The organism is Actinomadura sp. 7K534, assembly GCF_004348575.1.
Classification (GTDB): Bacteria; Actinomycetota; Actinomycetes; order Streptosporangiales; family Streptosporangiaceae; genus Spirillospora; species Spirillospora livida.
Genome location: NZ_SMKB01000008.1, coordinates 31,507 through 54,993, shown reverse-complemented (window position 1 = coordinate 54,993; position 23,487 = coordinate 31,507). Strand labels below are relative to the sequence as shown.

At 73.3% G+C, this 23,487-nt stretch carries 23 protein-coding genes; 7 read left to right on the top strand and 16 right to left on the bottom strand.

The window, feature by feature from the left end; all coding sequences use genetic code 11:
* Nucleotides 1-44: 44 nt before the first annotated feature.
* A complete protein-coding gene (locus E1266_RS03400) occupies nucleotides 45-1,508 on the bottom strand; it encodes a sugar porter family MFS transporter (RefSeq protein ID WP_132043604.1) in 1,464 nt (487 codons plus the stop codon).
* A gap of 56 nt (nucleotides 1,509-1,564) precedes the next feature.
* A complete protein-coding gene (locus E1266_RS03395) occupies nucleotides 1,565-2,194 on the bottom strand; it encodes a class I SAM-dependent methyltransferase (RefSeq protein WP_132043602.1) in 630 nt (209 codons plus the stop codon).
* Nucleotides 2,195-2,341: 147 nt separating this feature from the next.
* On the opposite strand from E1266_RS03395, the gene E1266_RS03390 reads away from it, so the two are divergent.
* Nucleotides 2,342-3,595 (top strand): sensor histidine kinase, encoded by a 1,254-nt coding sequence (locus E1266_RS03390; RefSeq protein WP_243718199.1) that lies wholly within the window; start codon nucleotides 2,342-2,344, stop codon nucleotides 3,593-3,595.
* A 24-nt stretch (nucleotides 3,596-3,619) separates the two neighbouring features.
* On the top strand, nucleotides 3,620-4,294 hold the full coding sequence (locus E1266_RS03385) for a response regulator transcription factor (RefSeq protein ID WP_132043600.1): 675 nt from the start codon (nucleotides 3,620-3,622) through the stop codon (nucleotides 4,292-4,294).
* A gap of 15 nt (nucleotides 4,295-4,309) precedes the next feature.
* On the opposite strand, the gene E1266_RS03380 is transcribed toward E1266_RS03385, so the two are convergent.
* The gene (locus tag E1266_RS03380) at nucleotides 4,310-5,266 is read right to left on the bottom strand and encodes an NADPH:quinone oxidoreductase family protein (RefSeq protein ID WP_132043598.1); all 957 of its coding nucleotides are present in this window, start codon (nucleotides 5,264-5,266) and stop codon (nucleotides 4,310-4,312) included.
* Between the two features lie 23 nt (nucleotides 5,267-5,289).
* Nucleotides 5,290-6,048: an SDR family NAD(P)-dependent oxidoreductase gene (locus E1266_RS03375; RefSeq protein ID WP_132043596.1), complete on the bottom strand. Its 759-nt coding sequence runs from the start codon at nucleotides 6,046-6,048 to the stop codon at nucleotides 5,290-5,292.
* A 52-nt stretch (nucleotides 6,049-6,100) separates the two neighbouring features.
* Between E1266_RS03375 and E1266_RS03370 the strand changes: the two genes are divergently transcribed.
* The gene (locus E1266_RS03370) at nucleotides 6,101-7,324 is read left to right on the top strand and encodes an acyl-CoA dehydrogenase family protein (RefSeq protein ID WP_132043594.1); all 1,224 of its coding nucleotides are present in this window, start codon (nucleotides 6,101-6,103) and stop codon (nucleotides 7,322-7,324) included.
* Nucleotides 7,321-7,989, top strand: a complete 669-nt coding sequence (locus tag E1266_RS03365) for a TetR/AcrR family transcriptional regulator (protein ID WP_132043592.1) — start codon at nucleotides 7,321-7,323, stop codon at nucleotides 7,987-7,989. Before E1266_RS03370 ends, E1266_RS03365 begins: the two co-directional genes overlap by 4 nt.
* A gap of 70 nt (nucleotides 7,990-8,059) precedes the next feature.
* Here the strand turns inward: E1266_RS03365 and E1266_RS03360 are convergent, their stop codons facing one another.
* The 8 genes from E1266_RS03360 to E1266_RS03325 form a co-directional block, all read right to left on the bottom strand.
* Nucleotides 8,060-8,263 (bottom strand): cold-shock protein, encoded by a 204-nt coding sequence (locus E1266_RS03360; protein ID WP_131974991.1) that lies wholly within the window; start codon nucleotides 8,261-8,263, stop codon nucleotides 8,060-8,062.
* 193 nt (nucleotides 8,264-8,456) lie between these two features.
* Nucleotides 8,457-9,707 carry a kynureninase gene (gene kynU / locus E1266_RS03355; protein WP_132043590.1) on the bottom strand — a complete coding sequence of 417 codons (1,251 nt, stop codon included), beginning with the start codon at nucleotides 9,705-9,707 and terminating at the stop codon, nucleotides 8,457-8,459.
* A gap of 64 nt (nucleotides 9,708-9,771) precedes the next feature.
* Nucleotides 9,772-10,797 carry an amidohydrolase family protein gene (locus E1266_RS03350; RefSeq protein WP_132043588.1) on the bottom strand — a complete coding sequence of 342 codons (1,026 nt, stop codon included), beginning with the start codon at nucleotides 10,795-10,797 and terminating at the stop codon, nucleotides 9,772-9,774.
* Nucleotides 10,798-10,808: 11 nt separating this feature from the next.
* Nucleotides 10,809-11,381, bottom strand: a complete 573-nt coding sequence (locus E1266_RS03345; RefSeq protein WP_132043586.1) for a 3-hydroxyanthranilate 3,4-dioxygenase — start codon at nucleotides 11,379-11,381, stop codon at nucleotides 10,809-10,811.
* Nucleotides 11,378-11,836, bottom strand: a complete 459-nt coding sequence (locus tag E1266_RS03340) for a RidA family protein (RefSeq protein WP_207945394.1) — start codon at nucleotides 11,834-11,836, stop codon at nucleotides 11,378-11,380. Before E1266_RS03340 ends, E1266_RS03345 begins: the two co-directional genes overlap by 4 nt.
* Complete coding sequence (locus E1266_RS03335) at nucleotides 11,833-12,576, bottom strand: fumarylacetoacetate hydrolase family protein (RefSeq protein ID WP_243718198.1); 744 nt, start codon at nucleotides 12,574-12,576, stop codon at nucleotides 11,833-11,835. The genes E1266_RS03340 and E1266_RS03335 overlap by 4 nt, the downstream gene beginning before the upstream one ends.
* Nucleotides 12,576-13,376 (bottom strand): fumarylacetoacetate hydrolase family protein, encoded by an 801-nt coding sequence (locus tag E1266_RS03330; protein WP_279436299.1) that lies wholly within the window; start codon nucleotides 13,374-13,376, stop codon nucleotides 12,576-12,578. Before E1266_RS03330 ends, E1266_RS03335 begins: the two co-directional genes overlap by 1 nt.
* Before the next feature lie 11 nt (nucleotides 13,377-13,387).
* Nucleotides 13,388-14,824 (bottom strand): 2-hydroxymuconic semialdehyde dehydrogenase, encoded by a 1,437-nt coding sequence (locus E1266_RS03325; RefSeq protein ID WP_132043584.1) that lies wholly within the window; start codon nucleotides 14,822-14,824, stop codon nucleotides 13,388-13,390.
* An 84-nt stretch (nucleotides 14,825-14,908) separates the two neighbouring features.
* Between E1266_RS03325 and E1266_RS03320 the strand changes: the two genes are divergently transcribed.
* Nucleotides 14,909-15,835, top strand: coding sequence for a LysR substrate-binding domain-containing protein (locus E1266_RS03320; protein ID WP_132043582.1), 927 nt, complete (start codon nucleotides 14,909-14,911; stop codon nucleotides 15,833-15,835).
* On the opposite strand, the gene E1266_RS03315 is transcribed toward E1266_RS03320, so the two are convergent.
* Nucleotides 15,825-16,688, bottom strand: a complete 864-nt coding sequence (locus E1266_RS03315) for an alpha/beta hydrolase (RefSeq protein ID WP_243718197.1) — start codon at nucleotides 16,686-16,688, stop codon at nucleotides 15,825-15,827. The two genes, E1266_RS03320 and E1266_RS03315, sit on opposite strands and share 11 nt — an antisense overlap.
* A 58-nt stretch (nucleotides 16,689-16,746) precedes the next feature.
* Nucleotides 16,747-18,336 (bottom strand): ATP-binding cassette domain-containing protein, encoded by a 1,590-nt coding sequence (locus E1266_RS03310; protein WP_132043580.1) that lies wholly within the window; start codon nucleotides 18,334-18,336, stop codon nucleotides 16,747-16,749.
* 72 nt (nucleotides 18,337-18,408) lie between these two features.
* On the opposite strand from E1266_RS03310, the gene E1266_RS03305 reads away from it, so the two are divergent.
* Entirely contained in the window at nucleotides 18,409-19,074 is a 666-nt protein-coding gene (locus E1266_RS03305; RefSeq protein ID WP_132043578.1) for a TetR/AcrR family transcriptional regulator, read from the top strand.
* Here E1266_RS03305 and E1266_RS03300 read toward each other — a convergent pair.
* Nucleotides 19,071-19,922 (bottom strand): helix-turn-helix transcriptional regulator, encoded by an 852-nt coding sequence (locus E1266_RS03300; protein ID WP_132043576.1) that lies wholly within the window; start codon nucleotides 19,920-19,922, stop codon nucleotides 19,071-19,073. The two genes, E1266_RS03305 and E1266_RS03300, sit on opposite strands and share 4 nt — an antisense overlap.
* Before the next feature lie 126 nt (nucleotides 19,923-20,048).
* Between E1266_RS03300 and E1266_RS03295 the strand changes: the two genes are divergently transcribed.
* Nucleotides 20,049-21,044 (top strand): aldo/keto reductase, encoded by a 996-nt coding sequence (locus E1266_RS03295; protein WP_132043574.1) that lies wholly within the window; start codon nucleotides 20,049-20,051, stop codon nucleotides 21,042-21,044.
* Between the two features lie 43 nt (nucleotides 21,045-21,087).
* On the opposite strand, the gene E1266_RS03290 is transcribed toward E1266_RS03295, so the two are convergent.
* Nucleotides 21,088-23,436 carry a penicillin acylase family protein gene (locus E1266_RS03290; protein WP_132043572.1) on the bottom strand — a complete coding sequence of 783 codons (2,349 nt, stop codon included), beginning with the start codon at nucleotides 23,434-23,436 and terminating at the stop codon, nucleotides 21,088-21,090.
* Nucleotides 23,437-23,487: the final 51 nt, after the last annotated feature.

Genomic DNA, 23,487 nt, shown 5'->3' with positions numbered 1-23,487 from the left:
GCATGCGTCCATGCTATGCGACCTGCGCGGGGCCTCGCACGGCTTTACGCGCGGGCCCTCGGCGAGGTGAGCGAGTCCATGTCCTCCAGTTCCCGCCCCTTGGTCTCGGGCACGGCGCGGAGGACGAAGATGATCGCCAGCAGGGAGAACGCGGTGTACATGCCGTAGGCGAGGCCGAGGGACACGCCCGAGACGGCCGGGAACGTGGTGGTGATCACGAAGTTCGCGATCCACTGCGCTGAGGCGGCGACGGCGAGGGCGGAGGCGCGGATGAAGTTGTTGAACATCTCGCCGAGCATCACCCAGACGACGGGGCCCCACGTCGCGGCGAACGAGGCGACGAACGTGTTGGCGGCCACCAGCGCGACCGGGCCGGCGACGTCGCCGAGGGCGGGCTCGCCGTCCACGACGGGCGCCGTGGCGAAGCAGACGGCGAGGGCGCCGAGGGAGAGCGCCATGCCGGCCGCGCCGCCGAGGAGCAGGGGGCGCCGCCCGATCCGGTCGATGAGCGCGATCGCGACCAGCGTGAACGCCACGTTGACCAGCGAGTTGATCACCGAGGTGAGCATCGCGTCGCCCTCGGAGAACCCGACCGACTGCCAGAGCGACGTCGAGTAGTAGAAGATGACGTTGATCCCGACGAACTGCTGGAACACCGACAGCAGGAGCCCGACCCAGACGATCGGCAGCAGGCCGAGCCGGGGGCCGCGCAGGTCGGCCAGGCGGACCGGGCGGTCCTCGGCGAGGGAGCGGGAGATCTCCTCGACCTTGGCGTCCACCTCGGCGGGGTCCATGACCCGCCGCAGCACTTCCCGGGCCCGCTCCGGCTGCCGCTTCTTCACCAGGTAGCGGGGCGACTCGGGGATGACCAGGGCGATCACGCCGTAGAGGGCGGCGGGGAGCAGCTCGCTGGCGAACATCCACCGCCAGGCGGTGCCGCCCAGGGGGAACTCGCCGGAGGCGCCGCCGTCGGACACGCGGGCGATGAAGTAGTCGGCGACCAGCGCCGCGAAGATGCCGAGGACGATCGCCATCTGCTGCAGCGACCCGAGCCGCCCGCGCATCCGGGCGGGGGCGATCTCGGCGATGTAGGCGGGCGCGATCACCGACGCCGCGCCGATGGCGAGCCCGCCGACCAGCCGCCAGACGATGAGGTCGGCGGCGCCGAAGGAGAGGGCGGAGCCGATCGCGCTGATCAGGAAGAGCGCCGACGTGATCAGCATCACCCGCACGCGGCCGATGCGGTCGCCGAGCGGCCCGGCGAACCACGCGCCGGCGGCGCAGCCGAGCAGCGCCGACGACACGACGAACCCGACGACGAAGGCGCTGAGCCCGAAGTCCCCCTCGATCGCGTCTACCGCACCGTTGATGACCGAGGAGTCGAAGCCGAACAGGAAGCCGCCGACGGCGGCGGCGGTGGCGAGGAGGGCGGCGATGGCGGTCGGGTTGGCGGGCCCCTTGCCCGCCGGGTCGCCCTGGGGGTGCGGGATCCCACCGGCTGCGGTCATGCCCCACCGCTTCCCGGGAGAAGGGGGCTTATGCGGCTTCGCGGTCGCGCGGTGGATCAGTCGCGGACGGCGATCCCGATGACGTGCGGCGACGCCGGGTTGCCGCGGGTCTCCGGGAACTCGAAGCGCCGCTCGGTCCGCACGGTGAAGCCGGATCCGGCGATCCACTCGTCCGTCCGGCGGGACACGTGGCACCCGCCGGCGAGGTACGGCCACACGACGTCGGTCCAGCGCTGGAAACGCACCTTCCCGGGCGTGCTCCCGCGGACGTGCTCGTAGTAGCGCAGCTCGCCGCCGGGCCGCAGGACGCGCCTCAGCTCGGCCAGCGCGCGGACCGGGTCGCGCACCGAGCACAGCACGAGCGAGGCCACCGCCACGTCGAAGGACGCGTCGTCGGCGTCGAGGTCCTCCGCGACTCCGGGCCGCACGGTGACGGGGACGGGCGCGCGGGCGGCGCGGGCGGCGGCCCCGGCGCGCAGCCGCGGCTCGGGTTCGACCGCGACGACCTCGGTGACCTCCGGCGGGTAGTGCGCGAAGTTGGCCCCGTACCCCGCGCCCACCTCCAGCACGCGGCCGGACGCCCCGGCGAGCAGCTCGGCGCGGTGCTCGGACCCGCCCGCCTTGGCGGTGGCGGCGTCCAGCCGCGGGTAGAGCCGGGCGAAGATCGGATGCCTCAGGTCGGTCATCAACGCAGTGTCCGCCGCCCCGGGCGATCACCGCAAGATCGCCGCCCGGCGGGGCGCGCCGGGCGGCCTGATACCAGCGGACCGGGCCGGATCTCCCCCGCCGGGGTCAGGCGGTCCGTCACCGGCGCGTTCTAGGCTCCGAGTCAAATGAACGAACCAGACCGCTTCGCGCCGGGGGGCCGTCCCCGGCTGCTCGCCGGGGCCCGCTCGGCGCTCATGCCCGGCGGGGACGACCCCGCCGTCACCCTGCTGCCCGAGCACAAGGCGCTGCGCATCCCGATCCTGCTGCTCCTGCTCGCACTCACGATCGGCTTCACGGCCGGGTCCATCGCGATCTCCATCACGCAGGACGGCGTCGACACGAGGCTCGCCTGGCCGCTCGGCGTGCTGCAGGCGACGCCGCTGATGTTCGCGGCGCGCTGGCCGCTCGCCGCGTGGCGGGCCGCCGCGGCGGGCCTGCTCCTGATGGTCTTCGTCCGGCACGGGGAGGGCTTCATGCCCTGGCCGGTCACCGCGATCCTCGCCCTGATCGTCATCCTGTTCTTCACCGGGGTCGGCGCCGACCGGCAGACCACCCTCGGCGTCGGCGCCGTCACCATCACCGGGGTGCTGCTGCCCGCCGTGCTGTTCGGGATGCCGGGCTGGTTCGCCATGATCCTCGGCGGGCTCGCGGCGCTCGCGCTGACCTTCGGCGACGCGGTCGGCGGCCGGCACTCGGCCGTGGAGGAGCTGCGCAGGCGCGAGGAGCAGCACCGGCAGGACCTGGCGCGGCAGGCGGTGCTTGAGGAGCGCGCCCGCATCGCCCGCGAGCTGCACGACGTGGTGGCGCACCACATGTCGGTGATCGCGATGCAGGCGGAGGCCGCCCCCTACAAGATCCCGGACCTGCCGGACGCGGCGCGGCAGACGTTCGGGGTGGTGCGGGACGCCGCGCGGGAGGCCCTCACCGAGACCCGCCGCGTCGTGGGGCTGCTGCGCTCCGACGGCGAGGACGCCGAGCGCACCCCGCAGCCCGGCCTGGAGCGGCTGGACGACCTGGTCGGCGGGGCCCGCCGGTCCGGGCTGTCCGTCGCGGTCGTCGTCACCGGGGTGCCGCGGCCGCTGAACGCCGGGGTCGACCTGTCGGCGTACCGGATCGTCCAGGAGTCGCTGAGCAACGCGTCCCGGTACGCGCCGGGGTCCCGGGTCCACATCGAGGTCAAGTACGGCGCCGAGACGCTGGCGGTGTCGGTGACCGACGACGGCGCGCGCAGCACGCCGGAGGAGTCGCAGGGCGGCGGGCACGGGCTCGTGGGGATGCGCGAGCGCGTGACGATGCTCGGCGGCGGGCTGACCGCCGGCCCGCAGGACGGCGCCGGCTGGTCGGTCGTCGCCGAACTGCCCTACGGCGACCCGGAGTGATCTTAGGCGCCGTAGGGTGTTGCCGTGACGATTCGGGTGCTGATCGCCGACGACCAGGTCATGATCCGCGACGGGCTCGCGGCGCTGCTGTCCTCCGACCCGGGGATCGAGGTGATCGGGCAGGCGGGCAACGGCCGCGAGGCGGTGGAGATGGCCCGGCGGCTCGATCCCGACGTGGTCGTGATGGACATCCGGATGCCGGAGATGGACGGGCTCGCCGCCACCGCCGAGCTGATCGGCGCCCCGGCTCCGGACACCGACCCCGCCGACGTGCGGCCGAAGGTCCTCGTGCTGACCACGTTCGACCTGGACGAGTACGTCTACGAGGCGCTCGGCGCGGGGGCCAGCGGTTTCCTGCTGAAGGACGCCTCCGCCGCCGACCTGGTGAACGGCGTGCGGGTCGTCGCGTCCGGCGACGCGCTGCTCGCCCCGTCGATCACCCGGCGGCTGATCGGCGACTTCGCGCGCCGGCGGCGGCACCAGCGGCCCAGCCCGCAGGCGACCGCGGGGCTGACGCCGCGCGAGCTGGACGTGCTGCGGCTCATCGCGCGCGGTCTCTCCAACGCCGAGATCGCCGCGGAGCTGGTGCTGGCCGAGCAGACGGTGAAGACGCACGTCGGGCACGTGCTGACCAAGCTCGCCTTGCGCGACCGCACGCAGGCCGTCGTGTACGCCTACGAGAACGGTCTCGTGGGCTGACCCCGTCAGGCCCTCTCAGCGCGACGGGTCGAGGACGAGCTTCCCGGTGGTGCGGCGGGCGCGCAGGTCCTCGTGGGCGCGCCTGGCCTCGGTGAGGCCGTACTCGCCGCCCCCGACCGCGCGGAGGCGTCCGTCCGCGACGAGGCCGAACAGCTCGTCGAGGGCGGTCCGCATCACGTCGCCGGGGAGCTGGAAGACGTGCGCGAGCCACATCCCGGCGATCGTGGTGGAGTGGCTCATCAGCGTGGCGGGGCGAACCGGCGACGGCTCCTTCCGCGACGCCATGCCGTAGAAGGCGAGGCGCCCGAACGGGGCGAGGGCGCGCAGGCTGTCGTCGGTGACGGTGCCGCCCGTCATCTCCAGGACGGTGTCCACCCGCCTGCCGCCGTTGGCCTCGATGAGGGCGGCCTTGAGGTCGGGCTCGCCGGGGTCGACCGCGGCGTCGGCGCCGAGTTCGAGGGCGAGGTCGCGCTTGTCGGGCGACGAGGCCGTGGCGATGACGCGCCCCGCGCCCCACGCCTTGGCGAGCTGGACGGCGAGGCTGCCGACGCCGCCCGCGGCGGCGTGCACGACGACGGACTCCCCCGGTGCCAGGTGGACGCTGCGGCGCAGCAGCACCCATGCCGACGCGCCCTGGATGACCATGGCGAGGGCGGTGAGGTCGTCGATGCCCTCCGGGACGTCCCACGCGAGCGCCTCGGGCGCGACGGCCTTCTCGGCGTACCCGCCGGTGCCGACGAGCGCGACGACGCGGCGGCCGTCCGCGGTCGTGCCGACGACCTCGCCGCCGGGGACCAGCGGCAGCGTGGACTCCGACAGGTAGCTGTTCTCGGCCTGGTGGGTGTCGGCGTAGTTGATCCCCGCCCGCGAGACGTCGATGAGCAGGTGGCCCGGCCCGGCCTCGGGGTCGGGCAGCTCGGTGACGGTGAGCACGTCGGGCCCGCCGAACTCGGTGATCTGGATGGCGCGCATGATTCTCCCTGTCCGGTCGGATTTCAGCGCGGGCCGGGGACGCCGCGGAACTTGAAAGGCTCGGACGGGCGCCCGGGGACCACGTACCAGGCTTCGCCCGCCCCGTCCGCGGCGAGGATGCGGATGAACGCCTCCACGACGTCGGCCACGTCCAGGATGGGGAATCCGGTCTCCTGGAGATGCCCCTTCATCGGGGTGAGGATGTCGGTGTCGGCGAACGAGGGGCACAGCGCGTTCACCCGGACGCCCTCCTCCGCGAGCTTCGGGCCGAGGGCGCGGACCAGCCCGACCACGGCCGCCTTGTTCGCCCCGTAGACCGGGTCGAACGGCGTGGCGGTGAGCGCGGCCATGCTCGCGGTGGCGACGATGTCGCCGCCGCCGCGGGCGCGCAGCGCGGGCAGCGCGGCGTGCACGCCGAAGAAGACGCCGTCGAAGTTGATGCCCATGGCCCGCCGGTAGGCGGCGAGGTCGAAGTCGTCGCCGACCCCGCCCCCGCCGGCGACGCCGGCGTTCAGGAACGCCACGTCCAGGCCGCCGAAGCGCTCGACGGCGGCCGCCACGGCGGCCTCGCTCTCGGCGGGCTCGCGGACGTCGCAGCGGACGAAGGCGCCGTCCAGCTCCTTCGCGAGCGCTGTCCCGGCGGCCGCGTCGACGTCGGCGAGGACGACCCGGGCACCGTCCTCGGCCAGCCGGCGCGCCACCGCGGCCCCGATGCCGTTGGCTCCGCCCGTGATCAGTGCGACCTTGCCGGTGCCGTCGAAGCCGCGGTCGTCGACTGCCATGGGACTCCCCTCACGGAGTGAAAGTAACTGACTCGTCAGTTACTCTAGCGGAATGGACTTCGGTTTGAGCGAGCGCGCCCAGGACCACCTCGGCCGCCTCCAGGAATTCATGGACTCCCACGTGTATCCGGCGGAGCCGGTGTACGAGGCCCAGCGGGCGGAACTGCGCGCGGCGGGGCGCGAGCACCACCTGCCCCAGATCGTGGAGGACCTCAAGGTCGAAGCCCGCAAGCGCGGCCTCTGGAACCTCTTCCTGCCCGACAGCGAGGACCCGGCCCACGGCCTCAGCGTGACGGACTACGCGTCCCTCGCCGAGGTGACCGGCCGGTCCCCCGAGCTGGCGCCCGAGGCCACCAACTGCGCGGCGCCCGACACCGGCAACATGGAGGTCCTGCACCTGTTCGGCACGCCCGAGCAGAAGGAGCGGTGGCTCAAGCCGCTGCTGAACGGCGAGATCCGCAGCGCGTTCGCCATGACGGAGCCGGAGGTGGCCAGCTCCGACGCGAGGAACATCTCCACCCGCATCGAGCGGGACGGCGACCACTACGTCATCAACGGCCGCAAGTGGTGGATCACCGGCACCGCCGACCCTCGCTGCAAGATCATGATCGTGATGGGCAAGACCGACCCGGACGGGCACCCGTACCGCCAGCAGTCGATGGTGCTGGTCCCGGTCGACACGCCCGGGGTGGAGATCGTCCGGCCGCTGCCCGTGTTCGGCTACCAGGACCAGCACGGCCACTGCGAGATCACCTTCACCGACGTCCGCGTCCCGGTGGAGAACCTCGTCGGCGAGGAGGGCGGCGGCTTCGCCATCGCCCAGGCGCGCCTCGGCCCCGGCCGCATCCACCACTGCATGCGCGCACTCGGCGCGGCCGAGCGGGCGCTGAAGCTGATGTGCCGGCGCGCCCTGTCCCGCGAGGCGTTCGGCGGGCCGATCGCCCGGCAGGGCGTGGTGCGGGAGCAGATCGCCGAGTCGCGGATGGCGATCGAGCAGGCCCGGCTGCTCACGCTCAAGACCGCCTGGCTGATCGACAAGCACGGCGTGCAGGCCGCCCGGTCCGAGGTGGCGGCGATCAAGGTGATCGCGCCGCGGGTCGCGCTGGAGGTCGTCGACCGGGCGATCCAGGTGCACGGCGGCGCCGGGGTCAGCGGCGACACCCCGCTCGCCGCCATGTGGGCGGGCCTGCGGACGCTGCGCCTCGCCGACGGCCCGGACGAGGTCCACGTCCGCTCCGTCGCCCGCGCCGAACTGGGCAAGTACACCGACGCATGACCGACGGCACGGGGGAGCGCGCGCCCGGCGTACGGCGGCGGATGCCGTACGCCCGGCGGCGCGAGCAGCTGCTCCAGGTGGCGCTGGAGGAGTTCGGCCGCCGCGGCTACCACCTGACGCAGATGGAGCACGTGGCCGCCGCGGCGCAGGTGTCCAAGGCGCTGCTGTACCAGCACTTCACCTCGAAGGAGGAGCTGTTCGCCGAGGTCACCGAGGCGATCGTCGCCGAGCTGACGGCGCGGCTGAACGAGGCCGTGCTGGCCGAGCGCGGCTCGCCGCACGGCATCCGCGCCATGATCCGGGTCTTGTTCGACTACGCCACCGAGGAGCCGGACGCGTGGGCGCTGGTGGTCCGGCACCTCGACAAGCCCGACGACGTCGGGGTGGAGCTGCGCGAGCTGCGGGACCGCCTCGGCGGCGCGTTCGCAGACCTGCTGCTGCGCCGCCGCCGCGCCGACCCGAAGCTGTCCCCGGCGGCGCTGGCGGTGAACGAGCGGCGCGCGCGGCTCCTCGTCCCCCTGATGTACGGGTCGATGCTGTCGATGGTGTCGTGGTGGCTGGAGCATCCCGACACCCCGCGCGACCGCGCCGAGCAGATGGCGATCGAGTTCATCTGGCTCGGCCTCGACCGGCTGCGCACCGGCGAGCGGCTGCCCCGGGAGTAGCCCCCGGAGGGCGGGCACGCGAAAGGCCGGGGACGGCGTGCGTCCCCGGCCTTCTAAGCTCGCTGTGGCCTTAGAGCGGGGAGACGCCCTCGGCCTGCGGGCCCTTCTGGCCCTGCGTGATCTCGAACGAGACGCGCTGGTTCTCGTCCAGGCTGCGGTAGCCGTTGGTGGCGATCGCCGAGTAGTGGACGAACACGTCCGGGCCGCCGCCGTCGGGCGCGATGAACCCGAAGCCCTTCTCGGAGTTGAACCACTTCACGGTGCCTTCGGCCATGGTCTTTCCCTTCGGGTGAAACTCACCGGCCCGCCGGGCGGCGGACCGGGCTGCAAGCGGACTCATCTCACGCCCGCCGGTCACCCGGAGAAAACGCTTCGAGACTGCCTGGCTCCCGGCCGGCCTGACCGGGCGCCATCGTGCAACGCAACCGAACCTACCCGATGCCGGGCCACCCTATGCACCGACACTCCTAAACAAGATCCCGGAGGGCCTCGGCGGCGCGGTGGCAGTCGTGGAACGTGCAGTACAGCGGGGCGGGCGCGAGGCGGACGACATCGGGCTCGCGGGCGTCGGCGACCACTCCGCGGTCCTGGGCGAGCCGCCGGACGAGGCCGCCCGCGTCGTCCACCCGCAGCGAGAGCTGGGCGCCGCGGGCCGCCGGGTCGGCCGGGGTGATGATCCGCGCCCCGGTCTCCGCGAGGCGGTCCGCGAGGTAGCCGGTGAGCCGCTCGCTCTTGGCGCGCAGCGCCGCCATCCCGACCCGGTCGAAGATCTCCAGGGACGCCAGCACCGGGGCCAGGGCCATGATCGGCGGGTTGGACAGCTGCCACGCGTCGGCGGAGGCGGGCGGCGAGATGTCGGGGTCCATCCGGAACCGGACGGCCGGGTCGGTGCCCCACCAGCCCGCCAGCTTCGGCACGGACGCGCCCCGGACGTGCCGCTCGTGGACGAAGCATCCGGCGACGGCTCCGGGCCCGCTGTTCAGGTACTTGTAGGTGCACCAGGCGGCGAAGTCGACGTCCCAGTCGTGCAGCCGCAGCGGGACGTTCCCGGCGGCGTGCGCGAGGTCCCAGCCGACGGCGGCGCCGGCGGCGCGGCCCGCCTTGGTGATCGCGGGCATGTCCATGAGCTGGCCGGTGAGGTAGTTGACGCCGCCGAGCAGGACGAGCGCGACCGTGTCCCCTTCGCGTTCGAGGAAGGCCACGACGTCCTCGGTGCGCAGGTCGTCCTCGCCGGGGCGCGGCCGCAGCCGCACCACGGCCGCGGCCGGGTCGAGGCCGTGGTGGACCGCCTGGCTGGCGACGGCGTAGGAGTCGGAGGGGAACGCCGAGTCCTCGATGACGATGCGGGTGCGGTCCCCGGCGGGCCGGTAGAAGCTCGCCATCATCAGGTGCAGGTTGACCGTCAGCGAGTTCATGGCGACGACCTCGTGCGGGAGGGCGCCGACGAGGCGCGCCGCGGGCTCGCGCAGCAGCTCGTGGTAGGCCACCCACGGCCGGCGGGCCTCCGTATGGGCCTCGACGGCGAGCCGCGCCCAGTCGTCGAGCTCCTCGCGGAGCCGTCCCGCGACCGCCCTCGGCTGGAGCCCGAGGGAGTTGCCGGCGAAGTAGGCGGCCTCCTCGTACGCCCCGCCGGGGGCGGGCGGGACGAGGAACTCCCCGCGCAGGGTGGGCAGCGGATCGGCGGCGTCGAGCCGCCGCGCCTCGTCCTCGGCCGTCACGGCGTCCCTCCCCGGTTCGTCGTCATCACGGTGCCTCTTGCGTTGCCTCTGCAGGGTGTCTGTCTCACGTGGCCGGCATCGTCGCGGCGGGGACCTCGGCCGGCGCGAAGAAGTCCAGCGCGTTGCCGCCGAGGAGCCGCGCGCGTTCGGCGTCGTCCAGCCCGGGGCAGGCCCGGATCGTCGCGCCCGGCTCCTCCTCCCCCAGCGGGAACGGGTAGTCGGTGCCGAGCATCACGCGCTCCACGCCCATCACGTCGACGAGCAGGCGGAGCGCGCGCGGGTCGAACACGGCGGAGTCGACGTGGAACCGGTCGACGTACTCCGACGGCGGGCGCGGCGAGTCGGCGCGGACGATGTCGCGCCGGTGCCAGGCGTTCTCGGCCCGCCCGAGCAGGAAGGCGAAGCTGCCGCCGCCGTGGCAGAAGCACAGCCGCAGCGACGCCGGGATGCGCTCGAACGCGCCGGACAGCATCAGCCCGAGGATGCTCAGCTGCGTCTCGGCGGGCATCCCGGACAGCCACGGCAGCATGTGGCCGCGCATCCGGTCCCCGCCGAGCATGTCCCACGGGTGCGCCAGGACCGGCAGCCCGATCCGGGCGCAGTGCGCGAGGAACCCGGTGATCCCCTCGTCGTCGAGGTTGCGGTCGCCGACGTGGTTGCCGATGTGCACGCCGCGGTGCCCGTCCGCCGCCGCCCGGGACGCGACCTCGCAGGCCAGCGCCGGGTCCTGCAGCGGGACCTGGCACAGCGGCAGCAGCCGGCCGGGGGCCTCCGCGCAGAACGCGAGGATGCGGTCGTTCACCAGGTCGCACCAGTCGGCGGCGCGGGACGGCTCGGCCGCGTACCCGAACATCAGCGGCGTGGACGAGACCGCCTGGACGTCGACGCCCGCGGCGTCCATGTCGGCCAGCCGCCGGGCGGGGTCCCAGAGCGCCTCCCCGACCGGCCGGTACTCCTCGTCGCCGCACATCATCATGCCGGTGCCGGCGCCGTCGACGCGCAGCCACGGCTCCGCCTCGTCGGTGAGCGTCCGGCCCTCGTTCCGGCCGAGCCGCGGGAAGACGTGCGTGTGGACGTCGATGACGGTCACGGGATCACCTGTCAGGCCCGGGGCGCGGTGACCGGGGTCATCGTCCGCGGCCACTGCCTGCCCGGGTGCATGGCGCCGCAGTTCGGGCACTCGCGGTCGCTGTCGTAGAAGCCCTGGAACGCGGGCGGCAGGTCGTCGACGATCGAGCGGACCTGCAGTTCGGCGCGGTGGACGAGGTGGTGGCACTCGGTGCAGTACCACTCGAACGCCTCCCGCAGCCCCTCCGGCCGCGGGATCTCCACGACGAGGCCGATCGACCCGGCCTCGGGCCGCTGCGGCGAGTGCCGCACGTGCGGCGGCAGCAGGAAGACGTCGCCCTCGTTGATCTGCACGTCCCGCGGCGGGCGGCCCTCCTCCTCCATGACGCGCAGGACCATGTTGCCCTTGAGCTGGTAGAAGAACTCCTCGGTCGGATCGTCGTGGAAGTCGGTGCGCTGGTTGGGGCCGCCGACCACCATGATGATCAGCCCGGCGTCGTCGAACACCTGCACGTTGCCGACCGGCGGCTTGAGCAGGTCGCGGTGCTCGTCGATCCAGGACCCGAAGTTGAACGGCGTTCCGAACGACAGCTGGGGCAGGGTCATGTTCCGGCCTCCTCGGCGGTTGTGTCGGCGGGCGCGCGGCCCCTGGGGATGTGCGCGACGCACGAGATCTCGATGAGCAGGTGCGGGTGCGGGAGCTGGTGGACGGCGACGGTCGTGCGGGCCGGGCCGGTCTCGTCGAAGTACTCCCCGTACACCTCGTTGTAGCCGCCGAAGTCGTTCATGCTGACCAGGTAGGTGGTGACGTTGACGATGTCGGACAGCCCGCCTCCCGCGGCCGCGAGCAGGTCGCGGATGTTGCCGATGACGGCGCGGGTCTGCTCGCGGATGTCGAGGTCGGTGACGCCCATCGCATCGGCGCTCGCGCCCGCGAACGTCCCGTCGGGGCGGCGGGAGCTCGTCCCGGACACGAACACGAGGTCGCCGGCGCGCCGCACGTGCGGGAAGCGGCCGCGCGGCGCGGCCTTGCCCTCGACGAGGATCGCGTCGCCCGTCACGTCGTCACCTCCACGCCGCCCAGCCCGGCGCCGGTGACGCGGACGTGCGCGTCCTTCGGCAGCGGGACCGCCGCCGTCGCGGCGCCGGCCAGCACGATCCAGCCCGGTTCGAGGGGCGTCCCGGCGCCGAGCGCGAGCCGCGCCGCCGCCCGCAGCGACCGCGCCGGGTCGCCGAGGATCGCGGCCGACGAGCCGGTCTGCACGGGCCGCCCGTCGATCTCCACGAGCAGGCCGACGTTCGACACGTCGCGGGGCGGATGCCAGGCCCCGAAGCCGAACCGCGCGGCGGACGCGTTGTCGGCGATGACGTCGGGGAGCGTGAACTTGAAGTCGGAGTACCGGGAGTCGAGGACCTCGAACCCGACCGCGACGCCGGCCACCGCCGACTCGGCCTCGGCGGGGGAACGGACCTCCCGCCCGATCAGGTAGGCGATCTCCGGCTCGATCCGCGGGTGGATGAGGCCGGAGACGTCGACGGACGACTCGGCGAGCATCCGGTCGGTGAGCAGGCCCCAGATGACGTCGTCGACGCCCATCTGCACCATCTTGGCCCGGCTGGTGAAGCCCATCTTCACCCCGGCGAGCCGCTCGCCCCGGCGGCGGCGCAGCTCGATCCCCGCGCGCTGCACGGCGTAGGCGGCCGCCTCGTCGAGCGGTGCCTCGTCGGTGAGCCGCGGGATCGCCCGGACCTCCCGGGCGGCGTCGTCCAGCCTCTCCGCGAGGGCGTGCACGTCCACCATCAGGACTCCTCCCCACCCGGCTCGACACGGCCGAACGCGACGCGCACGTCGCCCAGTCCGTCGATGCGGGCCTCGAACACGTCGCCGGGCGCGGCGGGGACGACCGGGCCGAGCGCGCCGGTCAGCACGGTGTCGCCCGCGCGGAGCGGACGCCCGACGCGGACGAGGGTGTCGGCGAGCCACAGCGCGGCGTTCAGCGGGTGCCCCAGGCAGGCGGCGCCGTTGCCGGTGGAGACCTGCTCGCCGCGCCGCTCCATCACCATCCCGCAGAGCCGCAGGTCGACGTCGGCGAGCGGGACGGGGCGGCTGCCCAGTGCGTACATGCCGGACGAGGCGTTGTCGGCGACGGTGTCGGCGAGCGTGATGTCCCAGTCGCGGACCCGGCTGCCGACGACCTCGATGGCGGGCAGCGCGAACGCGGTCGCGCGGATCACGTCGGCGACGGTGTGCCGCTCGTGGGCGAGGTCGTGCTCCAGGACGAGCGCGACCTCCGCCTCGGCGCGCGGCTGCAGCACCGCGCCCGCGGGGATCTCGTCCCCGTCCGGGACGGCCATGTCGGCGAACAGCATCCCGAAGTCCGGGCTGTCGACGCCGATCTGCGCCTGCACGGCCCGCGACGTCAGGCCGATCTTGCGCCCGGCGAGGCGGCGGCCCTCGGTGAGCCAGCGCTCGGTCAGCCGCTCCTGGACGGCGTAGGCGTCGTCGGCCGTGCCGATCAGGTCGCGGACGGGTTCGCACGGCGTGCCGGAGGCGTAGGCGCCGAGGAGCCGCTCGGCGGCGGCTTCGATGTTCGTTGTCACTGGGCTCGCTCTCAGATCTGGATGCACACGTTGACGGGCTCGGAGAAGAAGTCCAAGGAGTACTCTCCCCCTTCCCGCCCGATCCCGGACGCTTTGACACCGCCGAACGGTGTGCGAAGGTCGCGAAGATTCCAGCAGTTCACCCAGACGATCCCCGTCTCGAGGCGCGGCGCCACCCGGTGCGCCCTCGACAGGTCCCGCGTCCACAGCGTCGAGGCGAGCCCGTACGGGCTGTCGTTGGCGAGCGCCAGGGCCTCGTCCTCGGTGTCGAACGGCGCGACGTGGCAGACCGGCCCGAAGATCTCCTCCCTGACCGTCCGGGCCGTCTCCGGGAGGCCGGTCAGGACGGTCGGCTGCACGTAGAAGCCCCCGTCGCGGTCGTCGCCGAACTCGGGCGCGCCGCCGCCCGCGACGACCGCGGCGCCCTCGTCGCGGGCGAGGCGGTAGTACGACAGGACCTTGTCGCGGTGCTCGGCGGAGATCATCGGCCCGTAGCCGCCGAGGGCCTTCGCGCGCTCGGCCAGCCGGCCGGTGAACTCCTCGAAGACGGGCCGCTCCACGTAGACGCGCTCGGTGCACAGGCAGATCTGCCCGGAGTGGGTGAACGTCGAGCGGACCGTGCCGTCCACGGCCGCGCCGAGGTCGGCGTCGGCGAAGACGAGCGCCGGGTTCTTGCCGCCCAGCTCGAACGACAGGGGCGTGACGTGGTCGGCGGCGTTGCGCATGATCGCGGCGCCGGTGGCGGACTCGCCGGTGAAGGCGATGGCGTCCACGCCCGGGTGGCCGGTGAGGAACTCGCCCGCCGCGCCCGCGCCGTGCCCGTGCACGACGTTGAACACGCCGTCCGGCAGCCCGGCGTCGTGGACCACCCGGGCGAGCAGCGTCGCGGTGGACGGCGTCTCCTCGGACGGCTTGAGCACGACGGTGTTGCCGCACGCCAGCGCGGGGGCGATCTTCCACGTCGACAGGAGCAGCGGCAGGTTCCACGGGGAGACGACCGCCACCACGCCCAGCGGCCGGCGCACCGTGTAGTTGAGCGCCTCGCCCGTCCCGGAGCTCCACCCGGGCACCTGCGTCATGTAGGCGCGCTCGGGCCGCCCGTACAGCAGGTCGGCGTAGGCGCGGAAGTTGCCGACCGCCCTCGGGACGTCCACGGTGGACGCGAACTCCCGGGACCTCCCGGTGTCGGCGACCTCCGCCTCGACGAACTCGTCGAACCGCGCCTGGATCCCGTCGGCGACGGCCCGCAGCGCGGCGGCCCGCTCCTGGGCGCCCAGCGCTCCCCACGGCCCCTTCAGCGCGGCCCTCGCCGCGGTCACCGCGTCGTCCACGACCTCCCGCGTGGCCTCGGGGACGGTGCCCAGCTCGGAGCCGTCCGCGGGCGCGATGAGCGGGAAGGGCGTCCCTTCCGTGCGGAAGGTTCCGCCGACGTAGTGTTCGGCCTTCATACCGCGATCCTCCGCCCTCCGAGCTATGCCTGACAAATACCAATCATCCCGGGAGCTATCACGAAACTGTGATAGCAAGGAGGCATGCGCCAGCTCGACCTGCTCAACGGACGGCTGAAGCTCCGGCACCTCGTCCTCGTCGTCGCGATCGCCGAGCACGGCAGCGTCCTGCGGGCGGCCGAGCACCTGCACCTCGCGCAGCCCGCGGTCACCCGGAGCCTGCGCGAGGTCGAGGGCATCCTCGGGGTGGAGCTGTTCACCCGCGGCCCGCGCGGCGTGACGCCGACCCTGTTCGGGGACGCGTTCACCGAGCACGCCCGCGCCGTCCTCGCCGAGCTGCGCCGCGCGGGCGAGCGGATCACCGGCCTCGCGGACGGCGAGGTCGGCACCGTCACGATCGGCACCCTGCTCGCCGGCTCCAACGTCCTGCTCCCCCGCGCGATCGCCGCGCTGAAGAAGGACAGGCCGGGCATCACGGTGATCGTCCAGGAGGCCACGTTCGACGCGCAGGTCCCCCGCCTGCTGGACGGCGAGATCGACCTGATCCTCGGCCGTCTCAACCCCATCGACGACCTGCACGGCCTCCGGCAGATCACCCTCTACGGCGAGCCGGTCCGCCTCGTCGCCCGGCGCGGCCACCCCGCGCGCTCGCTACCGCACCTCGGCCTGGCCGACCTGCTCGGCTACCCGTGGGTCCTGCCGCTGGAGCAGACCGCGCTGCGCGCGGAGCTGGAGCAGGTGTTCCGCGCGGAGGGCCTCGTCCTGCCGGGCAACCTGGTCGAGTGCACGTCGGTGCTGACCGTCCGGACGCTCGTCCGCGACACCGACATGATCGCGGCCCTCCCCGAGCTCGTCGGCCGCACCGACGCCGACATCGCGCCGCTGCCGGTCCCGCTGGAGACCGTCCGCCGCCAGGTGGGCGTCACCCTCCCCGCGCACCGCGCGCCGACGCCGTCCGCCCGCATCATGCTCGACCACCTGCGCCGGGAGGCGGCCGCGCTCACCGCCTGAGCAGGCCGAGCAGCGCCGCACCGACCGGTGACGCCGGATCCGCCAGATCGCAGACGACGTCGAAGTGGTCCCGTCCGGGCGCCACCAGCAGTTCCCCGGCGCCCCACTTCGGCTGGAACGACCGGGACTGCTCCAGGAACCCCTCGCCGTCGTTCTCCGCGACCACGAAGACCGCCGGGCACCGGTACTCCGCGGGCAGCAGCGCGGGGCTCAGCGCGGCCGCCCGCTCGACGTCGAGCCGCACGGCCTCGTTCACGTAGACGCGGGTGATGGGACGGATGTCGAACAGCCCGCTGATCGGCATGGCGGCCTTCACCACGTCGCCCGGCAGCCCCAGCGGCTCCTGCCACCCGCCGACCATCGTCATGCCGGTCAGGTGCCCGCCGGCCGAGCTGCCGCCGACCGCGATCCGCGCCGGATCGAGCCCGTGCTCGCGGCCGTGCCGGTGGATCCACGCGATCGACGCCCGGACCTGCCGGACGATCTCCTCCAGCGACGCCTTCGGCGCCAGCGTGTAGTCCGGCACGACGGTCGCGACGCCCTGCTCGTAGAGCCCGCGGGCCATGAACGACGACACGTCCCGCGAGAGCGCCATCCAGTAGCCGCCGTGCAGGAAGACGAACACGGGCCGCAGCCCCTCGCCGGCGCCCCAGACGTCCAGCCGCTCTCCGCTCGCCTCGTCGTAGACGATCCCGGGATGCCCGGGGAGCCCGTCGACGGCGCGCGCCGACTCGTCCCGGTACCGCGCCATGTGCCGCGCGAAGAGCTCCTCCCCCGCCTTCCGCCGCACGTTGTAGGCGACGTCCAGCTCCTCGTCGCTCAGCTCGCTCCCGGGCCACTCCTCTACCACCACAGCCCTCCTCTGCTCGAGATGAGTCCTTCCGCGGACGGCCCCATCGAACACCGGCGGATCACCCGTGCCCGCCGGTCCAGACCGGAGTGTCCGACTCGTGGACGGCTCCGTCGGACCCGAAGATCAGAAAGCGGTCGAAGTCGCCCGCGAACCAGCGGTCGTGCGTGACGGCCAGAACGGTTCCCGAGTAGGAGGCCAGGCCCTCCTGCAGTGCCTCGGCACTGGCCAGGTCCAGGTTGTCGGTCGGCTCGTCCAGGAGGAGCAGGGTAGCGCCCGACAGCTCCAGGAGGAGGATCTGCAGGCGGGCCTGCTGGCCGCCCGAGAGGGTCTCGAACGGGCGGGTGCCGGCGGGCGCGAGCTCGTAGCGGGCGAGGGCGGCCATGGCGTCGTTGCGGGTGAGCGCGTACTCCGACATGACGATGTCCGCGGGGGCGCGGGCGTGCAGGTCCGGGCGGGTGTGGGTCTGGACGAAATGGCCGGGCACCACCCGGGCGCCGAGGCGGAACGCTCCGCTGTGCGGTATCGGACCCCCCGCCAGCAGGCGCAGGAACATCGACTTGCCCGAGCCGTTGGAGCCCAGCACCGCGACGCGCTCGCCGTACCAGATCTCGGTGTCGAACGGGCGCGTGGTGCCGGTCAGCTCAAGGGACTCGCAGATGAGGGCGCGCTTGCCGGTGCGGCCGCCGCGCAGGCGCATCCGCACGTTCTGCTCCTTGGGCGCGCTCTGCGGCGGCCCCGCCTCCTCCAGACGTCGCAGGCGGGTGCGGGCGGCCCGGTAGGAGGAGGCGACCGCGTCGTTGTTCGCCGCGCGCTGGCGCAGTACGTGGACGAGCTGCTTGAGGCGGGCGTGCTCCTCGTCCCAGCGGCGGCGCAGCTCGTGGAGGCGTTCGGTACGGTCGCGGCGAGCCTGCGCGTAGCCCGCGAACCCGCCGCCGTGCACCCAGACGTCACGCGACTCCACCGTGACGATGCGCTCGGCCGCGTCGGCGAGCAGTTGCCGGTCGTGGGACACCAGCAGGACGGTCTTGCTCGTCGCGCGCAGCTTCTCGGCCAGCCACTCCTTGCCGGGGATGTCGAGGTAGTTGTCGGGTTCGTCCAGCAGCAGGACCTCGTCCGGGCCGCGCAGGAGGGCCTCCAGGACGAGGCGCTTCTGCTCGCCTCCCGACAGCGTGTTCACTCCGCGGGTCCTCACCTCATCGAAGGGCAGGCCGAGCGCCATCGTGGTGCAGGCGTCCCAGACGACCTCCATGTCGTAGCCGCCCGCGTCGGTGTAGACGGTGATGGCCTCGGCGTAGGCGAGCTGGCTGGGTTCGCCGTCGTCCAGCTCCCGCTCGGCGCGCGCCAGCCGCTCCGCCGCGGCCCGGACCCCGTCCGGCGCCGCCGAGAGCAGCAGGTCGTGGACGGTCCGCCCGTCGCGGACCCCGCCGATGAACTGGCGCATGACACCGAGGCCGCCGGAGCCCGCCACCACGCCCCCTGCCGGCTCGATGTCCCCCGCGATCAGCCGCAGCAGCGTCGTCTTGCCGGCCCCGTTGGGCCCGACGAGCGCGGCGACCACCCCGTCCCCGACGCGGAAGGAGACGTCGTCCAGGAGCAGCCGGCCGTCGGGAAGCGCGTAGGTCAGCCGGCTCACTTCGATATGGCCCATACACCCACTCGTACATTGTTCGAGTCACCAGATCAACGGTCTAATTCTCGTTCAATGTACTAGAGTGGGCGCATGACCGAGAGCGTGTGGCTGCGGCAGAACCGGCGCCGACGGGAGGCGCCGCCCCTGACGCGGGAGCGGATCGTCGCCGAGGCCGTGGCGCTGCTGGACGAGGAGGGCGCCGGGCGGCTGACGATGCGCCGGCTCGCCGAGCGTCTCGACACCGGGGCAACGACCCTGTACTGGCACGTCAAGACGAAGGACGACGTCCTGGAGCTGGCGCTCGACGCCGTGTTCGGAGACGTTTCCGTACCCGAGGCCGGGACGGACTGGCGCGCCGACGTGACCGCGCTCATGTCGGGCTGGCGGGCGGCGATGCTGCGCCACCCCTGGTCGGCGTCGGTCCTCGGAGGCCGCCCGCTCCTCGGCCCGGAGGTCATGGCCCGGACCGACTTCCTGTACGCCGCGCTGTCCGGGACCGGGCTGACCGGCACGCGGCTCGCGGGCGCCGCGTACGCGGTCGCGAACTACGTCATCGGCTCGGCGCTGATGGAGGTCGGCGCCCGGCACGGCGACGGGCCCGAGGCGGAGAAGGCCGCCGAGGAGCATCTCGCCGGCCACCGCGACCGGTACCCGCATCTCGCCGCGCACGGCCATCTCAGCGGCGGCGAGTGGGACGCCGCCTTCCTCCAGGGGCTGGGCTACATCCTGGACGGCGTGGCCCGCGCCGAGTTCTAACGCGCGGGCGCGTCGGAGGGGAACTCCTCAGTGCCGAGCACCCGCAGCAGTTCCAGGCGCTCGCGGGCCTCCTCGTCCGCCGGGGTGAGCACCACCAGCTCCTGCCGCTGGTCGGGGGTGACGAGCGTCTCGCAGTCCATCCGCAGGCTCCCCACCCGCGGATGCACGATGGTCTTGCGGTCGGCGCGCCGCACCGCGACCTCGTGCTCGTCCCAGAGGCGGCGGAAGTCGCCGCTGGCCGCCCGCAGCCGGTCGACCAGCCGCGAGACCTCCGGGTCGCCCGGCCGGCGGCCCGCAACGACGCGCAGGTCGGCGACGATCTGGCGGGAGTGCCGCTCCCGGTCGTCCGCCGCGTGGGCGGCGCGGACGTCCGGCTCGGTGAACCAGCGGTACGGGAGGTAGCGCCGGTCGCCGGAGAAGCCGGTGAGGTCCCCCGCCAGCAGGACCGACGTGCGGTTCTGCGCGAGGACCTCCCCCAGTTCGGACAGCACCAGCGCAGGGGTGCCGTCGAGCAGGTCGAGCATGCGGATCAGGCCGGCGCGGGCGAGGCAGGCCGTCCCGTCGGCGGGCACCGGCTGGTGGCCCGCGAGGTGGAACAGGTGGTCGCGCTCGTCGTCGGACAGGCGCAGCGCCCGGGCCAGCGCACCGAGCAGCTGGGCCGACGGCCGGCTGCTGCGGCCCTGCTCGAGGCGGACGACGTAGTCCACGGACATGCCGGCGAGCATCGCGACCTCTTCACGGCGGAGGCCCGAAGTGCGGCGGCGCGGCCCCTCGGTGAGCCCCGCCTCCGCCGGCCTGACGGCCTCGCGGCGGCGGCGCAGGAAGTCGGCGAGCTCCTCACGTTGCATGACTCCATGGAACCTCGCCGCGAGGCGCGTTATCCAGGGAGCGGCTCTCCCACGATGAACGCTCCGCTTTCGGCCGCCCCGGTTCGGACGCAGGGTCGTGGTGACAGCGAAGCGAGGGAGAACGTGATGAAGACACGAACCTTGGGCAAGTCGGGACCGGTCGTTTCCGCCCTGGGGCTGGGTGCGATGGGGATGTCGGACGCCTACGGGCCCACCGACCGGGCGGAGAGCATCGCCACCGTGCACGCCGCGCTGGACGCCGGCGTCACGCTGATCGACACCGGCGACTTCTACGCCATGGGGCACAACGAGCTGCTGCTGGCCGAGGCGCTGCGCGGGCGCGATCGCGACGGCTACCGGCTGAGCGTCAAGTTCGGGATGCTGCGGGGGCCGGGCCCCGGCTTCGGCGGGCACGACGGCCGGCCCGAGGCGGTCAAGAACTTCCTGGCCTACTCGCTGACGCGGCTCGGCACCGACCACATCGACGTCTACCGGCCCGCGCGGCTGGACCCCGACGTGCCGATCGAGGAGACGGTCGGCGCGATCAAGGAGATGATCGACGCCGGGTACGTGCGGCACCTCGGCCTGTCGGAGGTCGACGCGGCGACGGTCCGCCGGGCGCACGCCGTGCACCCGGTCGCCGATCTCCAGATCGAGTACTCGCTGATCTCCCGCGCGGTGGAGGACGACGTCCTGCCGACGCTGCGGGAGCTGGGCATCGGCATGACCGCGTACGGCGTCCTCGGCCGGGGGCTGATCTCCGGGCACTGGTCCGCCGGTCGCGGCGCCGCCGGCGACGGCCGCGCCGCGATGATGCCGCGGTTCTCCGGCGAGAACGTGGCGCACAACCTCGCCCTCGTGGAGGCGCTCCGCGGGGTCGCCGACGCGAAGGGATGCACGGTCGCCCAGCTCGCCATCGCCTGGGTGGCGGCGCAGGGCGAGGACATCGTGCCGCTGGCCGGCGCCCGCACCCGGAAACGGCTGGACGAGGCGCTGCCCGCCGTGGACGTCGCCCTCACCGCCGACGACCTGGCCGAGATCGAGAAGGCGGTGCCGCGAGGCGCGGCGCGCGGGGACCGCTACCCGTCGGCGTTCATGGCCAACCTGGGCGCGGGCAACTGAGGACCGGCCCCTGGCGGGCCCGCGGGCCCACCAGGGGAGGACGTCAGCGTCCGCTGAGCTGGACGACCTTCAGGCCGGGGGCCTTGGTGATCTCGTCCTGGCAGAAGCGTCCGGTGACCCAGCCCTTCTTCGAGAAGAGGCGGGTCTGGTCGGCGTAGTGGGGGGACGTCGGGTCGGCGGACTGGGAGTACGTCATGAGGGTCCGGGTGTCAGGGCAGCGGTCGCCGTCGAAGGAGACCACCTGGACGTAACTCGATCCGGTCCCGACCTCGGTGTACCCCTGGCCGGGCGTCCACCTGGCCTCGATCTTGTTGAGGATGCCGAGGTCCTCCGTGCCGCCACCGACCGGGATCCTCTCGCCGTTGCGGATGACGTACTGGTGGTCGCCGAGGGGCGCGTCAAGAGGGATGTTCGACGCGCGCAGTTCGCCGACCGCGTCGACCAGTGCCTTGCGGGCCGCCCAGGAGGCGGTGTTGAAGTCGCGCGGCGTGTTGACCGGGTCGGAGACGTCGAACGGGGTCTTCCACAGGTCCCAGGCGGCCGTCGCCTTGCGCCAGTAGCGGTCGAACAGGAGGGCGCCGCGGCTGCCGGTGTCGGCGGTCTTGTCCCACTTGGCGAGGACGTCGCAGGGCTCGCCGAGCCGCATCTCGCGGCACATCTTCACGCTGCCCTCGGCGGCGAGTTCACCCGCGATGTTGCGGTTGGCGAAGACGAGGTCCTGCATGTCCGGGCGGGTGAAGCGGCCCTGGCCCAACCGGTCCTGGACGGCGACGAGGCCGCTCCGGGTGCGCAGGGTGCGCTCCGCGTCCTCGTCGCCGATGATGCGGTCGTAGCCGTTCAGCGGCTGCCGGGGGTTGGACAGCCAGTAGCTGTCGTTGGAGTTGGTGACGTAGTCGGCGCGGTGCAGCACCGGGTAGCGGTCCGGGGCGAGGATGCCCGGCTGGACGGTGCCGGGGGCCCTGCCCGGCGCGCAGGACGACCGGGTGCCGTCCAGGATCGCCAGACCGGCCTGGCGGAACGTCAGGTGGCCGAGCAGGCTGTTGCAGCGGTCCGCGAACTCGTCGGTGACGTTCGGGAGCACCTGGATCTGCGCGAAGAGGGCCCGCCCCCGCGAGTCGGCGGCGATCGTGTTGACCCAGGGCAGGCCCTGCGTCTGCTTCAGCGCGCGGAGGGCGTCGTCGGTGGTCTGGGCCTTGCTCAGTGCGAGCGAGGTGTTGGCGAGGCGGACGTTGGTGGCGTTCGGGTCGGTGAGCGCGTAGGCGTTCCACGTCGTCCACGGCAGGTCGACGGGCGGGACGGACGTGACGATGGGGCCGTAGCGGCTGCGCCACAGCGTCCTCGCCACCGGCTTGAGCGAGCCGTCCTGCTGCTTGACCTGGACGGTGACCTGCCGCTTGGTCAGCTTCTCCTTCTTGCCGTCCACGAAGTACGACGTCGGGTCACCGGGCACCAGGCGCAGTTCCGTCAGGCTGAACGGCACGCCGGTGGCGACGGTGTGGCTCCACGCGAAGGTGGAGGTGTGCCCGATGTTGACCGCGGGCGAGCCGAGGAGGCCGGCGCCGCTCACGTCGAGCTTGCCGGGGATCGTCTGGTGCATCTGCCAGAAGCGCCGCCCGTTGTGCCACGGGTAGTGCGGGTTGCCGAGGAGGAGCCCGCGGCCGTTCGCGGTGGCCTGGCTCCCGACGGCGATCGCGTTGCTCCCCATGGCGCCGTCCGCCATCACGTTCCGGGCCGCCTTCGCGGCCTCCTGCGGCGACTGCGTGCTGCGCCTGACCTCGTTCCCGCCCGGCGGGGCGGCCGCCACGATCTGGTCGGTGCTCCGTCCGGAGGCGCCGAGCATGGCGAGCGCGTAGCCGCGGCGGTGGACGTCCAGTTCGGTGACGGGCCGCAGCCAAGCGGCGCCCTTGCACGCCGGGTCGGTGATCTCGCCTTCGCGCAGGAACCGGTTGTACCCGGCCGCCCATCCGCGGCTGATCTCGCGCGTCTCGGCGGCCGGGCCGTAGGGCGCGGGCGCGGCGATCAGCTTCTCCACGATGCCGCTGTCGTTGACCGACGTGAAGAACACGTCGCTGGCCAGGTTGGTCGACGCCGACGACAGCGAGCCGTCCGGGGCGGCCTCGGGTCCGAAGTACTTGGAGCGTTCCCCGCGCAGGGTGACGACGCCCTGCGCGATCAGGCAGAGGTTGTCCTTCGCCGCGGCGTAACCGGTGCCGTAGCCGAGGCCGGCGTAATCCTTCGCCGTGATGTGCGGAATGCCGTACTCGGTGTAGCGGATGGTGGCCGACATGCCGCGTTCCGAGGGCAATTCGGTGGCGGCGGAGGCGGGCACGGGCGCCAAAAGGGCGACGCCGAGGACGGCGGTTCCCGCCACACGCAGGAGAGGTCGCGGCATTGCGGCTCCTTGATCACAGAGGCTCCGCAAAATTCGCATATACCGACGAAT

Bases quoted from the DNA above. Each gene is read 5' to 3' on its own strand.
- E1266_RS03305 (WP_132043578.1), top strand. From the start codon at position 18,409: ATGACCGAGAGCGTGTGGCTGCGGCAGAACCGGCGCCGACGGGAGGCG.
- E1266_RS03335 (WP_243718198.1), bottom strand. From the start codon at position 12,576: ATGGTGGACGTGCACGCCCTCGCGGAGAGGCTGGACGACGCCGCCCGG.
- E1266_RS03310 (WP_132043580.1), bottom strand. From the start codon at position 18,336: ATGGGCCATATCGAAGTGAGCCGGCTGACCTACGCGCTTCCCGACGGC.
- E1266_RS03345 (WP_132043586.1), bottom strand. From the start codon at position 11,381: ATGACCCTGCCCCAGCTGTCGTTCGGAACGCCGTTCAACTTCGGGTCC.
- E1266_RS03365 (WP_132043592.1), top strand. From the start codon at position 7,321: ATGACCGACGGCACGGGGGAGCGCGCGCCCGGCGTACGGCGGCGGATG.
- E1266_RS03290 (WP_132043572.1), bottom strand. From the start codon at position 23,436: ATGCCGCGACCTCTCCTGCGTGTGGCGGGAACCGCCGTCCTCGGCGTC.
- E1266_RS03320 (WP_132043582.1), top strand. From the start codon at position 14,909: ATGCGCCAGCTCGACCTGCTCAACGGACGGCTGAAGCTCCGGCACCTC.
- E1266_RS03295 (WP_132043574.1), top strand. From the start codon at position 20,049: ATGAAGACACGAACCTTGGGCAAGTCGGGACCGGTCGTTTCCGCCCTG.
- E1266_RS03390 (WP_243718199.1), top strand. From the start codon at position 2,342: ATGAACGAACCAGACCGCTTCGCGCCGGGGGGCCGTCCCCGGCTGCTC.
- E1266_RS03370 (WP_132043594.1), top strand. From the start codon at position 6,101: ATGGACTTCGGTTTGAGCGAGCGCGCCCAGGACCACCTCGGCCGCCTC.
- E1266_RS03325 (WP_132043584.1), bottom strand. From the start codon at position 14,824: ATGAAGGCCGAACACTACGTCGGCGGAACCTTCCGCACGGAAGGGACG.
- E1266_RS03380 (WP_132043598.1), bottom strand. From the start codon at position 5,266: ATGCGCGCCATCCAGATCACCGAGTTCGGCGGGCCCGACGTGCTCACC.
- E1266_RS03400 (WP_132043604.1), bottom strand. From the start codon at position 1,508: ATGACCGCAGCCGGTGGGATCCCGCACCCCCAGGGCGACCCGGCGGGC.
- E1266_RS03395 (WP_132043602.1), bottom strand. From the start codon at position 2,194: ATGACCGACCTGAGGCATCCGATCTTCGCCCGGCTCTACCCGCGGCTG.
- E1266_RS03300 (WP_132043576.1), bottom strand. From the start codon at position 19,922: ATGCAACGTGAGGAGCTCGCCGACTTCCTGCGCCGCCGCCGCGAGGCC.
- E1266_RS03360 (WP_131974991.1), bottom strand. From the start codon at position 8,263: ATGGCCGAAGGCACCGTGAAGTGGTTCAACTCCGAGAAGGGCTTCGGG.
- E1266_RS03375 (WP_132043596.1), bottom strand. From the start codon at position 6,048: ATGGCAGTCGACGACCGCGGCTTCGACGGCACCGGCAAGGTCGCACTG.